This is a genomic window from Paenibacillus sp. GbtcB18 (assembly GCF_019091125.1).
Taxonomy (GTDB): Bacteria; Bacillota; Bacilli; order Paenibacillales; family NBRC-103111; genus Paenibacillus_F; species Paenibacillus_F chitinolyticus.
Map to the genome: position 1 here is coordinate 25,959 of NZ_JAGXJX010000003.1, position 14,740 is coordinate 40,698.

General features: G+C 58.1%; 4 protein-coding genes. All 4 read right to left on the reverse strand.

Annotated elements, in window-relative coordinates; genetic code table 11:
• Positions 1-10: 10 nt before the first annotated feature.
• The gene (locus KVT34_RS10585) at positions 11-814 is read right to left on the reverse strand and encodes a CPBP family intramembrane glutamic endopeptidase (RefSeq protein ID WP_217558582.1); all 804 of its coding nucleotides are present in this window, start codon (positions 812-814) and stop codon (positions 11-13) included.
• Entirely contained in the window at positions 811-1,620 is an 810-nt protein-coding gene (locus tag KVT34_RS10590; protein ID WP_217558583.1) for a CPBP family intramembrane glutamic endopeptidase, read from the reverse strand. Before KVT34_RS10590 ends, KVT34_RS10585 begins: the two co-directional genes overlap by 4 nt.
• A 4-nt stretch (positions 1,621-1,624) precedes the next feature.
• On the reverse strand, positions 1,625-2,497 hold the full coding sequence (locus KVT34_RS10595) for a CPBP family intramembrane glutamic endopeptidase (protein WP_217558584.1): 873 nt from the start codon (positions 2,495-2,497) through the stop codon (positions 1,625-1,627).
• A 67-nt stretch (positions 2,498-2,564) separates the two neighbouring features.
• The gene (locus KVT34_RS10600) at positions 2,565-14,714 is read right to left on the reverse strand and encodes a non-ribosomal peptide synthetase (RefSeq protein ID WP_217558585.1); all 12,150 of its coding nucleotides are present in this window, start codon (positions 14,712-14,714) and stop codon (positions 2,565-2,567) included.
• Positions 14,715-14,740 lie beyond the last annotated feature (26 nt).

Consider the following 14,740-nt stretch of genomic DNA (forward strand, 5'->3'; position numbering starts at 1 on the left):
CCCTTCCCTCCTAGCTAGTAATGGAATCGCTGACGGCCCTTCCTTTTTCTACCCTTCCACCGCTCCCGCGCAGCAGCAGCAACACATGCGCCGCGATGCCGAGTCCGCTGATCAGGGCTAATAATCCAAGCGTACCGGACTGCCAATCGCCCGCCCATTGCAGCACGATATACAAGGTGCCGGTGCTGCACACATGGGCCGCAAGCGACCCCCAAAGCGAACGCGAGCCGGCGCGGACGGCGCCGTATACGATCGCGCCCAGCGCCGCAAATGCGCCAACCGTCAAGTTCATAAATACCGCACCGAACAATACGGCCTGGAGCAGTACCGTCCACGGAACCGAAAGACGTTGACGCAGCGTATGGAACAGCATTCCTCTGAACAGCCATTCCTCCAGCAAAGACCCCAGCAGCAAGCTTCCGAGCACAAAAATGATCAGGCTGCCGCCGGCAACAAAAGCGACCAGATCGGAAATGGCCGGAAACGTCGCTTTTATCCACGGAAGACGGGTAAACGTGGCGATAAACAAGCCGAGCCAGACGCCCGTCCCTGCGGACAGCAGCAACGATCCGCCGCGCGCAGGAACAAACCCCAAATCCCTAAGCGAAATTTTTTGCCAGCGCAATAGCGGAAGATAGACGGCAAGCACGATGATATTGGATACAATCAGCACAATGCCGGAATTGCCGGCGATCCATTCTTTCAGCCCGGGATCGCCGACCCAGTTGTAGAGCGCTTGATTGACAAGCATCACAATGGCCGCATAAATGACCAAATATAAGACAGAATTTCCCGCTATTCGCAATCCCTTCACGCCGACGTCACCGCCTTGGAAGATAGCGGCGCGGAGACCGTAGAACGATGCTTGACCGCAAGGAATATGCCAACCCCAATCATGGCGGCCGCGACAGCCATCACAATGGACATGACGGTGATGTCCGTCGTCTCAGGCCCGTAATGCCAAAGCAGGTACTGACTGCCCTGACAGGCGACTTGTGCGGTAATCGGTGCCCAGATGGATTTAAACCAAACATACAACAGTGCAAAAATAACCGCGCCGAGAAAACCGTACAGCGACAGAGGAATGTCTCCCAAAAAGAACAACGCCCCGTACAACACGCCCTGAATCACAATTGCGATCCAAACTGGGAGTACGCGTCTGAACTCATTCATCAGAATGCCTCTGAACAACGTCTCTTTGTAAATATTTCCGAGAATTAGAAAGACCAGAAATACATACCATTCCGCGCGGTTCAGGTAATCAAACAATTCGCGAAACCGGTACTGGTCCGATGCAATGACGGGAAGCCGGGAGAAAGCGACCGTAAACAGGCCGGCTCCAAGCCCTATCCATAAAGCGATCGCCACCGATTTGCCGCCCATCACGCGGAATTGGGCCGCTTTGAACAGATTTTCTTTGAAAATAAACCTCCAGGCCAGCAGCATGAGCGGCAAACCCACCATATCGTTCAAAATAATGACGGTTACGGTGTTCTGTGCAAACCACGTGCTCTTGGGATATATATAATCGAAAAATAGTGTTGTCACGGTAAAAAACCATGCAAAATACAGGCCGATAACAACGGCCACGCGAGCCAGCATCGTTCCCCACGCTTTCATGCGGTCAGACCCCCTTTTGTGCTGCCGACGGCGCGTCAGCCGTCAGCGCTTGACCGGCGCGTGCGCCGATACCGCCGTTGCCGGAGGTCCGCCAGACATAGACGGAACCTCCAATCAACGCAGCCAGACAGAGTGCTGTAATGATATACAGCGCAACATCGCCCAGCTTGTCAAACCATTCGTAGAACCCGATGTATTTAAATAAAAAGATTGTGCCCATGGCGGTATTTTGTACCAGAATAGGCGCCCACAGCGACCCGGTGCGCAAATACAGAGACCCGTAAATCAGGCCCGAACCGATGCTGATGACCGAAAGCGCCGCGCTCGGCTGGAAATAGGCATAAGCCGCGGCTTGCAGCAGTAAGGCCGCATATATCGGCATAACCCTGCGAAGCTCTCTGAAAATGAGTCCCCTAAACAATATTTCTTCAAATGCCGGGCCGATCAAACCGGCGCCCAGAATGACGTACCAGATCGAATCCCCCCGGATCATATCGTCGACCAGCCCGGGAATGGACGGAAATTGCCGCGCAATATCGTCAATGACGATAAGGCCGATGCTGAACAAGCTTCCGGCAAGACCCAGGCCGATCATCAACAAGACGCGCGAGGCGCTCAGCCGTTTGAAGCCCGACGCGCGGAACAGATTTTTTTCCGCATGGGGCCAGATCCATCCTTTGATACGAAAGATGAGCATATACACAAGTGTAATCAGTGTGAACAGAACGACCATAAACATGGCCGGGTTGCGATCCAGAAACTTGGCGAAGGCCAGCGTCACTTCGTAATTATAAGTAGAGCGAAGCAGATAGAGCAGCGCATAAAAGACCCCGATATAAAGCGCGATATTCCCTATCATGGCCAATACTTTTTTCACAGGAGAGCTCCTTTCTTCTTCTGTCAGATGTATTCTCAGGGGCAGGCGCAGCACGACTTGGCCCATGCTACGCCCCCGAGACGGCGCTGCCTGTTGCGGCGCGATATTGTTCGACCACGTTTAGCAGCAGCTCCTGATAAGCGGAAGCCCAATCCAGAACCGCCTCCTTGCCGAGGCGCCGGGCGTTGTACGTCCATATCCCGCCAAGCTCCGGCCCTTCCGCCCCGCTTGGTGCTGCAGCGCCATCCATATACAGCACAACATCGAATCGTTCCAGAAGCGCCTCCCGCTCCTTGAACCCGTGTCGCGCTGCTCCCGCAAATAACGGGAATAAGGCAAATCCGTCTTTGGCTTGCGGCTTCCTTCTGATCTGCCGCGCGGTATAACATTCTCCCGCGCTCATCCGTTTGGCGGCATGCCGCAGCAGCGTATCGAAATCGCGAACCTCCGCAAAGTCGATTTCCTTCGGGGCAATCAGCCCGTTGTCCGTCATTGCCGGGAGCACAAGCCGGCCAATGCCGGTCTCCCCGCGCCAGAAGTACAGATAGACGGCATAAGCCGCAGCTTCCACGGTCACCGAGCGGGATGCCGCAAGTTCAGCAAGCCCTTCCGCGACCGCCCGGTCCAGTTGGAACTGAACACTGCCGATACGCTCCGCGGTATAACCGCTGCTGACGCAGTCGTCTGCCACAGGCAGGCCGCTCCAGCTCCAGCTCGCGAGCTCGCGATTTCTCGATTCCAGATAAGCCGCAAGCGATGCGATCGTCGGATAGGTGAACAAATCCGTTACGCCGAGAGCACCGGGATACAACTCCTCCAGCCGTTGATGCGCACGCACCAGCAGCAGCGATTCTCCCCCGATATCGAAGAAACGATGATGGATGCCGAAGTCGTCCCTTTGCAGAATTTCACGCCATACGGCGGCAATTGCCAGTTCGATATCGCTAGCCGCTTCGACAAACGGAGTGCCGCTATCCACCGCAAGCTCCGGCTCCGGCAGCGCCTTCCGGTCGATTTTGCCGTTTGGAGACAGGGGCATGGCCGGCAGTTCCACCACGGCCTGCGGAACCATATAATCCGGCAGGCGCAGCGCTGCAAACTCACGCAACTCCTGATGGTCCGCAGGTTCGGAGCAAACGATGTACGCGCATAAATATTCGCTTCCGCTTGCGGCGTCCCGCTTCATGACCACCGCTTCCGAAACTGACGGATGCCCGAGCAGTACATGCTCGATTTCCCCGCATTCGATGCGCTGGCCCCTTATTTTTACTTGATGGTCGATTCGGCCCAAATATTCGATCGTTCCGTCAGGCAGCCATCTGGCAAGGTCCCCTGTCCGATATATCAGACTACCCGCCGCAAATGGATTATCGACGAACTTTTCTTCCGTCAAATCGGGTCGGCCTATATAACCCCGCGCCAGGCCCGCGCCGGATATGCACAGTTCCCCGGCAATGCCGACAGGCTGGAGCTTCATTGCTTCGTTCACGATGTAAAGCGAGATGTTATCGATCGGCTTGCCAATCGGCACTCGGATCGGAATATCACCGTCAGAGCAATCGTAATAGGAAACGTCAACCGTCGCTTCGGTCGGGCCATACAAGTTCACAAGCCTGGCATCGAACGGAACTCCAATCCGCTCGCGGAACCGCCGCACCTGATCCGCAGTCAGCGCTTCGCCGCTGGCGAACACATGACTCAGGCTCTCCAGCTTGGCCTCGCCGCGCAGCAAGCCGGGATGCTCCAGGAACAGGTGCAGCATGGACGGCACAAAATGCATCGTCGTTACGCCATGCCGCGCTATCGTATCCATCATAAGAGCAGGGTCCTTTTCGCCGCCCGGAGGCAGCAGGACCAGCTTGGCTCCCGCAAAGCTCCACCAGAACAGCTCCCAGACCGATACGTCGAAGGTAATCGGCGTTTTCTGCAAAATGACTGCGCTTGCGTCCAGTCCGTATTGCTTCTGCATCCAGCCGATCCGGTTGACGACGGAATGATGCTCGATCATGACCCCTTTGGGCTGTCCGGTCGATCCCGAAGTATATAGCACATAAGCAAGTGAATGTGAATCATGCAGCTTCTCCACAGGGGAGTCGTCCCGCTCCTGCGCAAGCGTCTCATGAACGTCCATACATGGCAGGAACGTCTCCAGCCCTTCGGGGGCTTTGCCCTTCTTCAAAACAAGCTTGGCCCCGGAATTGTCCAGCATGAAGCGGATTCGCTCCGGCGGCAAGCCCGGCGCAACAGGCACATAAGCACCGCCCGCCTTCAGCACGCCGAAGATGGCAATCATCATCTCCAGGCTGCGATCCATCACGACGGCCACGCGTTCCTCGCGCTTGACGCCTTGCTTTCTGAGCGCCTGCGCCAGCCGGTTCGACCTGCGGTTCAATTCCGCATACGTCAATTCTCCGTCCTCCGCAACAACCGCAATGGCGCTCGGCGTTTCCGCCGCTTGTCTTTCGAAGTAAACCTCTACCGTATCGCCGCTTGCATACGGCGCGGCCGTGCGATTGAACGCTTCGCTCTGCTTCTCCGCTGCCGCGGCGTCAAGCAGCCCGATCCCTCCGAGCGGCCGTTCCGGTTCGGCCAGTGCAAGGGCGACAATACGGAAATACCATTCCGCCATTCTGTGGATGCTGTCTTTTTTAAACAGTGCCGTTGCATATTCGATCGTCAAGGCTGCGCCTTTTGCGCCCTGATCCGCAATCTCAAACGTTAAGTCCAGCTTCGATACGCGATTGTCCGGCACTTGGGCCTCGAATTGCAAGGCGTCCGCTGCGACCTGTCCGGCCTCCATATGCTGCATGACAAACATCGTGTCAAACAGTGGATTGCGGCTCAGGTCGCGCGGCACATCCAGCATCGTCACCATATGCTCAAACGGGAGCAAGCCGTTGTTCAGGGCTGAAAGCGCCGTTTCTTTGAGTTGTTCGGTGAACGCTCTGAACGGCAGTTCGCCGGATGGCCTGCTGCGAATCGGCAGCGTATTGACGAACATGCCGACTAGAGACTCGGTTGCGGGATGGAAGCGGCCTGCGATCGGCGTGCCGACAATAAGATCGTCTTGCCCTGTCATCAGATGCAACAACGTATGGTAGGCGGCAAGCCAGATATGGAATGGCGTAACGCCCCATTGCTCCGCCGCCGCTCCGATCCCCTCGGCAAGCTCGGCCGGAATCGGCAGCGTAAGCTTGGCGCCTTCGAAGCTTTGTTCAGGCGGACGCGGATAATCGATCGGCAGCTGCAATACAGGAAGCGTGCCCGCTAGCCGGAGCGCCCAAAATTGCTCTTGCTGCTCTCTCGCCTCCGAAGCCATCCACTCCTGCTGCCAAACGGCGGCATCTTTATAATGAATGGGCAGCGGCTGTAAAGTGCCGCCGCGATACAGCTCTTCGAAATCGCGCGCCATCACATTCATGGACACGCCGTCGGCGACGATGTGGTGAATGTCCAGCAGCAGCGTATGCCGACTTTCGCCGTCCGTTGCGAGAAACGCCCGAATTAGCGGCGCCTTTCGCAAATCGAACGGGCGGACGACCAATCGCGCAAATGTATTCAAGTCCGCCGCATCCATTAAGGCATGCACGACGAGTTCAAACGAAACCCTCTCATGGATACGCTGGACCGGCTTGCCGTCTGCCCAGTCAAAGCTGGTGCGCAGCGGTTCATGGCGGTCAATCAACCCTTGAATCGCCCCGCGAAGCCTGTCCTGATCAAGCTTGCCCGTCAGGTTGAGAGCGAGCGGAAGATTGTAGGCCGTGCTATCGGGATAAAGCTGCTGCAGCACAAACAGCCTGTTCTGCGCGAGCGACAACGGGTAGAACGGCCGGCTTTCCGCCCGGGCAATAACCGTGGCCCGCTTGGGGGCCGCGTGGTCGATGCGGGCCGCCATTTCCCGCAGCAGAGGAGCGTCGAACACATCCTTCATCGCAAACGTCGCTCCATAACGCTGCTCGATCAAGCCCGCAAGCTGCGCGGCGCGCAAGGAATGACCGCCCAATTGGAAGAAATGGGCTTCTCTCCCGATCTTCGCCGGGTCGTCCGGCTCGCCGGAGTCCAGACCGAGCACCTCCCGCCAAAGCTCGGCCAGCCCCTGCTCCGTCGGCGTTGCCGGAGCCTCGCCGAAAGCCGTCGGTTCAGCGAACCGGGGCTGCGGCAGACGGCTGCGGTCGGCTTTGCCGCTTGGACTCAGCGGAAACGCCTCCATTGCAACGAAATACGAAGGAATCATATACTCCGGCAGCAGTTCCTTAAGTGCGGACCGAAGGCTCGCTTCCTCCGGTGCCTCCCCGTCCGCTGTCACGATATACGCGCAAAGCGCCGGCTCTCCCGTATGGTCCGTCACCGCCGTCACCAGGGCATCGCGAACCTCCGCCTGCAGAAGCAGCGCGTGCTCGATCTCGCCGCATTCGATGCGGAGACCGCGCAGTTTGACCTGATGGTCAAAGCGTCCCAAATATTCAATATTGCCGTCCGGCAGCCACCTTGCAAGGTCGCCGGTACGGTACAGCTTTTCACCTGCGGCAAACGGATTCGGAACAAAGCTTTGCTCCGTCAAATCCGGTCTGTTGCGATATCCACGCGCAAGACCGGCACCCGCGATGCATAGCTCTCCGGACACACCGATCGGCTGCGGTCTCATCCGCTCGTCCACAATGTGAAGCCGGATGTTATGGATTGGCTTGCCGATCGGTATCGTACCCGCCCCGGCATCCGGGCAATCGTAGTAGCTGACATCGACCGTCGCTTCCGTCGGGCCGTACAGATTAACGAGTCGCGCTTGGCCGCCGCCGCGTTCGATCAGGCTGTAAAAACCTGCGACATGCGCGGGCTTGAGAGCTTCGCCGCTCGCAAATACGTATCGCAGGGAACACAGCTCGCTGCCCCTGCCACTGTCCGACGCATAGGGCAAGAAAACGCCCAGCATAGACGGCACAAAATGCATAACCGTAACCGCCTGCTCCTCAATCGCGCGCAGCATGACCGACGGCTCCTTCTCCCCGCCGGGCTCCAGCAAATAAAGCGAAGCCCCGGCAATGCTCCACCAGAACAGCTCCCATACGGAAACGTCGAACGTAATCGGCGTTTTTTGTAAAATAACGTCGCGCTCATTCAGCGGATAAGCCGTCTGCATCCAGTTCAGCCGGTTGATCACCGCGCGGTGATCAACCATCACGCCTTTGGGTTTGCCGGTGGAGCCTGACGTATAAATGACATACGCCAAATGCTCGGGACCCACTTGAGGCGACAGGTCCGCTTCTTCTTCGCCCTTTGGCAGCTCCGAAACGGCGGCAGCCGCAAGCGCGTCCAAATCGAGCGTTTCTTCCTTGAAAGCCGGGAGCGTATGAATCCACTTCGCCCCCACAAGAAGCAGCCTGGCCCCGCTATCCTCCAGAATGCCGCGGATCCGCTCAGGCGGATGCTCCGGGTCGATCGGCAAATAAGCACCTCCCGCCTTGAGCACCGCCATGATGGCAATCATCATGGACAACGAGCGCTGAGCGGCAATCGGTACAATCGTTTCGACCGCAACCCCCTTGCCTCTTAGCACGGCAGCCATGCGTTCGGCGCGGTCATTCAGCTCTCCGTACGTCAGCGAGCCTTCGGCCGACCGCACCGCCGTGAAGTCCGGCCACCGCCGGGCGGACTCGGCGAACCATTCGTGAATCGTTTTCTCCGCCGGGTATGCATGTCCCGTATCATTCCATTCCGCAAAGGCGGCTTCTTCGGCAGGCGTCGCCAAAACGACGTCGCCACAGATCAGGTCGGGGCTGGCGGCCGTTTGCTCCAAAATGTAAAGCAGCCGATCCGCCAACCGCTCCATCGTACCTTTATGAAACAATCCCGTATTATACTCCAGCTCTGCCCGCAGACCGCCTTCGCCATCGCTGTATAGATCAAGCTTGAAGTCCAGCTTGGATGTTCCGTGGCTGACAGGCCAAGGCTCCATGCTCCAGCCGTCGCCGCGCGCCGCCAGCTTCTCGTCTTCAAACTGGTTGTGAACGATCAGCATCGTATCAAACAGCGGGTTGCGCGATGGGTCATGCGGATACCGGGCCGCTTCCATCATGTGCTCGAAGCTGACATCGCCATGCTCGTATGCCGCAAGCAAACGCCCATGGGTCTCCCGGACAAACGCCAGAATCGGCTGCTCGTCTGCCACCCGCATCCGAATCGGCAGAAACTGATTGAACATGCCGATCATCCGGGAGGTGTCCGGATGCGTCCGGCCTGCCGCCAAAGAACCGATTGCAAATTCCGACTGATGCGTCGTTCCCTTGAGCAACAGCGCGTAAGCCGCAAAAAGCAGACTGTTCATGCTCGCTCCGGCGCTTGCGGCCGTCTCTTTCAGCCGTGCGGCGAGCGCCGCCGGAATGTGGAAGGTATACGTATCGCCGGCAAATGTCTGACGGTCGCCACGCGGCCGATCCAGCGGCAAATCGAGCTTCGCCGCAGGCTCTACAAGCTGCTCCGCCCAAAACGCTCGGCTTGCCCTGGCGCGTTCCGAGTCGGACTGTCGCTCCTGCCAAACGGCGTAATCTTTGTAATGCAGAACCGGTGACGCAAGTTCCGCGCCGTCGATCAATGCGGTCAACTCCTCCAAAAGCAGCTTGACGGATATGCCGTCCGCCGCAATGTGGTGGATGTTGAGGAGCAGATAGGCCTCTGCTCCTTCCGGTTCGGGCCGGCAATAACATGCGGCGAGCAGCGGCGCTGCGGCAAGCTCGAGCGGCCGGTAAAACTTGTTCATGCATTCCGGAAGCGTCGTCTCCGCGAGCTCCGCCGTTTGCAGAACAAAGGCGGCCGAATCGTGCACGATCTGGGCCGGAACACCGTCAATCCAATGATAGGAGGTCCGCAGCGGCTCATGCCGTTCGATCAACTTGCGGAGCGCTTGCCCGATTCTCGTCTCATCTACCGCACCCGACAGTTTAAGCGCAAGGGGAATATGGTAGGTTAGTCCGATATCAGCCATGCTTTCCGCCAAAAACATGCGCCGCTGCGGCGGGCTGAGCGGATAGGATGCGGCTTTTGGCGCGTCCGTAACAGGCTCGTACGCTTCCTTGGCAGCCCTATCGATCCAGGCCGCCTGCTCTCTAACCGTCGGCAGCTTGAAAATTTCCTGAAGCGGCATGCGCACCCGGCAATGCTTGTAGATTGCCGAGGTCAATGCGGCCCCCCTCAAGGAATGGCCGCCATGCTCAAAGAAGTGGTCAAGCGCGCCAACCTGCTCCGCATGAAGCACTTCTTGCCACAATCCTGCGACAATGATCTCCGTTTCTGTGGCGGGCGCTTCATAGGAGACCACGCGCTCCGGTGCAGGCAGACGTTTTTTGTCCACCTTGCCGTTCGCGTTCAGCGGCAATTTCTCCAACTGCACAAACGCGGCGGGAATCATAAATGCCGGCAGCTTGCCTGTCAGTTGGCTCCGAACGCTTGCCTGCTCTTCGGTTTGCTCCGCAACGATATACGCGCATAAATACGGCGCGCCGTCATTCTCGATCAGCGCCACAAACGCTTCCTTGACGCCCGCGCAATCCAGTATTCTGCTTTCGATTTCACCCAATTCTATCCGGTAGCCCCGCAGCTTGACCTGGCTGTCGATCCGGTCCAGAAACTCCAAATTTCCGTCAGGCAAACGGCGCACTAGGTCACCGGTTCCGTATACGGTTTCGCCCTCGCGGAATGGATGCGGCCGGAACTTCGAAGCGGTCTGCTCCGGCAAATTCACATAGCCGGATGCGACACCGTCTCCCGAGATCCACAGCTCGCCCGGCACCCAGTCCGGCTGCAATCGGCCCTGCTCATTCAGCACCAGCGTTTCCGAACGCGCAATCGGCGTGCCGATCGGCACGGTGACCGTTCCTTGTCCGTCCCACGTCTCCGTGATCGGATAGCAGGTAGCGAACACCGTCGTTTCCGTAGGACCGTAGACATGCAGCAGCACGCCCGATCCAAGCGCGCGGAGCGCTTTGCGGATATGCGGCACGGAAGCCCGCTCTCCGCCAAATAAAATATGGCGCAGGCCGCGCAGCGACTCCAGCTCATGATCGACCAGCGTATTGAACAGCGCCGTCGTCACAAAGAATACGGTAATGCCTCTGCTCTCAATCAGCTCGGTCAGCCGCATAACGTCAGCAACCTCTTCCTCGCCGACCAGCGTCAGCTTTGCGCCGTTCAACAGGGCTCCGTACAAATCGAACGTTGAACCGTCAAAGGCGTAATTGGAAAGCTGCAGCAGCGCATCGTTTTCCGAAATGCTCACATAATCCGTATGGAGGGCAATCCGGGACACATTGCGATGCGAGGTCATAATCCCTTTCGGCTTGCCCGTCGAGCCGGACGTGTACATGATATAAGCGAGCTCGTCCGCCGAGCCGTCGATGTCCTGATCATGGCCGGACTCGCCGGCCCATCTCGTATCGAGCTCATCCATGTCGATGACATCTATGCTGTCTCCGGCAAGACGGGCGCCTATCTCCTTCGTCGCAGCCGCAGCCACGATCACCCGCGCTTCCGTATCCTGAAGCATAAACAAAATCCGCTCTTCGGGATATTGCGGGTCGATCGGCACATAGGCGGCTCCCGCTTTCAGCACAGCCAATATCGCCGCAATCATATCGGGCGAGCGCCGTAACAGCAGCGCCACCTTCGCCCCCGGCGCGATGCCGCGCCGCGCAAGCGAGCGCGCGAACCGGTTGGCACGTTCGTTCAGCTCGCTGTAGGTATACGCCAGCTCGCCCATTTCAACGGCAATCTGTTGCGGTGTCTCCACCGCTTGCCGTTCAAACAGCCTGTGCAGCGACAGCTCTTGCGTCGGCGCGGCGAGTGAGCGGCCAAGCCGGAGCAGCCGTTCCCGCTCCTCTGCATCGACGGGATCAAGCTCGTCAAGCGCCGCATGCGGCTGCGCGGCGACTGCCCGGGCCAGCGCTGCATAATGCCGGGCCAATTGCGCGGCGGCCCGCTCATCGTACAAATCCAGCGCATACTCCAGCGTAAATGCGATGCCTGCGCCGGTATCCGCGCACTCCCAAGTCAGGTCGAATTTGGCCGAGCCGCTGTCCATCGCTTGGGGCGTATACACGACATCCTTGCTCCGCCATTCGGGCAGCTCCATATTTTGCAGCGTAAACACCGAATCGAACAGCGGATTCCGCCCGTATTCCCGTTTCACATTAGCCAGCTCGGCTAGTTCTTCATAAGGCACATCTCCGTTTCCGATTGCCGCAAGCGCATCCCCATTGACCTGCTTCAGCCACTGATCGAAGCGCAAACCGCTTTGCCCGCGCAGGCGGATCGGAACCATGTTGACGAACATTCCGACTACGTTTTGCAGCTCCGGACGCATCCGTCTCGCGGCTGCCGTGCCGACAACGATGTCGGATTCGCCCGTATATTTCGAAAGCAGCGCATAATAAATCGATAACAGGACGGTGTATAACGTTACGCCCTCGCGTGCAGCCATCATCCGCAGTGATGCGGCAAGTTCCGGTTCCAGCTCGAAGCGCTCAATTGCTCCGCGATAGCTTGGCGTCTGCGGCCTTGGATGGATAGACGGAAGCGCCGGAGACGGCACGCTGTCCCGAAAGATTTCGCGCCAATAAAGCTTCTGCCGCTCCAGCCAGCCGCCGCTACGGCCCGCTTCCTCCCACAGCGCCATATCCCCGCCATGAATGGACAACGGCTCCGGCGCGTTCCCCTCGTAAAACCTCGTAAGATCGGACATCAAAATACCCATGGACGTTCCGTCCGTAATGATATGATGCATATCCAGCAGCAGCACGCTTGACTCGTGGTCCAGGCGCACAAGCTCTATGCGCAGCAGCGGTGCTTGCTCCAGACGAAACGGCTGCAGGAAGCTGCGCTGCCGCAGCGTGAGCTCGGCAGCCGTCCAGCCGCTTCCGTCAACGACAGCAAGCGGCGGCTCGCCCCCCTGCTCGATGCGCTGCATCACATGGCCTTCTTCCCTATAAAAGGACGTCCGCAGCGCCGGATGCCGCTCTATCAGCGCCCGCCACGCCGCGCGGAATCGTTCGATATCAAGCGGGCCCTTCACTTGGACCGCAAACGGAAGATGGTAGTTTAGGAGCCCCGGATTCAACTCTTCTAAAATGAACAGCCGCTTTTGCGCCGAGGTCGCCGGATAAACCCTCCGCTCTTCCGCTTTGGCTACCGGCGGCATCATGGCGGCCGTTCCTTCGCCTTCCTGCGCCTTTTGCTCCAGCAAAGCGGCAAGCGAACTCACTGAATCATTCAAAAACAATTCGGTAAGCGTAAGCTCGACGCCAAATGCCTCTTGCAGCCTGGCGGCGGCATAAGCCGCCTTGAGCGAATTGCCTCCTTGCTCGAGAAAGCCGTCTTTCCGGCCTATGTAATCCTTTTTCAACACCTCGCGCCAGATGGATAGGATCTGCTCTTCCGTCTCCGAGGCCGGCTCCAAGCCGATATCCCCGCGCAAGGCAACGCCGCCTGCCGCATCGGACCGCTCCAGCGCGGCCGCCGTTTCCAGTTCCGTCAGCTCGGCAAGCGCTTCGGCAAACTCGCCTTCGCGCAGCGCTTCCGCCAACACGTAGCGTTGAATTTTGCCGGATGTCGTTTTCGGAATTCGCCGAACGGGAACAACAAATGCTACGTCCAGACCGGCCGAACCGTTCAGCAGCTTTTTCACCTCGGCCATCAGCGGGACAAATCCGCCGGTCTTGCCGCGATGCTGAATAAAAACGGCGATCGCATCCCGTTTGGTCGTCTCATCTTGAACGGCGGCAATCGCCGTTTTTCCGATTTCGGCCCCTTTCAGATCGCTGATTAACGCCTCCAGGTCATGTGGATACACATTTTGCCCATTGACGAAAATGACGTCCTTCATGCGGCCGGTCACATATAAACGACCTTCCAGCAAGAAACCCAAATCTCCCGTATTCAGCCAGCCGTCCGGGGAAATCGTTTGCTTGTTTACATCGGGCCGCTTATAGTAGCCGTTAGTCACGTTGCGGCCTCTAATATGAATCAAGCCCACGCTGCCTGCTGCCGAAATGTTTCCCGTTTCTTCGCAAATGCGGACCTCGCATTCTTGTACGGGAAAACCCAGCTCGACGATCTCGATCGCGGTATGATCCCCGTGGGCGGCTATTTGTACAGGTTGTCCGACAGCGAGCGATTGGCGCTCAAGCTTAACGGTATTCAGATGATCTTCCGTCCCCGGGAAGGTCACGGCCAGACTCGCTTCCGCAAGACCGTATACCGGAAAAATGCAATTTTCCTTTAACCCGTAAGGCTTCATCGCCTCCAGAAAACTGCGGCAATGGGCGGCCGATATCGGTTCGGCCCCGTTAAAAATGAGTCTGACGCAGGACAAATCCCATGCCGCCGCTCCTTCCGGCTTCCAATGCTGCAGAAAATGCACATAACCGAAATTCGGCGAAGAGAGGCATGTCACCCGGTGCTTATGCGTAAGTTCCAGCCATTTCATCGGATGAAGCACAAACGTCGAGGTCGGCAAGTGCAGCTGGTTCATGCCGCAAAACAGCGGCGTAAGATGAAAGCCGATGAGCCCCATATCATGCGTCAGCGGCAGCCAGCTTAGCGAGGAATCCCGCTCCGTCGACTGCGCCCCATAGATAATGGCGCGCATGTTCGACAGAAGATTGCCGTGCGTCAGCACGACTCCCTTCGGATCTCCGGTAGAGCCCGATGTAAACTGAATGAATGCGGTGTCCGTCTCGGCTGCGTCATGCGGCTCAGCTTCGGGACGACCGGCATCCGCGGCCGCCGCAACCACTTCCGCAATCGGCAATCTGCCGGACTCCAGCTGGGCAAGCGCCTCCGCCTCCCCGTGCTTCAACGCGTAGCCTTGAATTCCCGGCCACAGTTCTTCATCGCAGAGCAATGTAGGCGCTTCCAATTGCTTAAATACCTGGATCAGCTTTTTGCGTCCTTCGTCCGTACGCGCCGCCGTCACAGGTACGGGGACAATGCCGCCGAGCACGCAAGCCCAGAACAGAAGGATAAACCGTTCGTTATCTTCCGTCTGCATGACGGCAAAGTCGCCTGGCCCAAGGCCCTGCTCACGCAGCAGATGAAGCGCCCTTCTTGCCGATGCAAGTAATTGGCCGTACGACAAGTAACGCTCCCCACCGCTTTCACAGAATAAAATTCCCGCATCGTTTTCCTTGCGCGCCAGCAATACGCCGGACAAATTACGGATGGTTCTCATAATCGGCAGCCCTCCGTTCTGTCTTT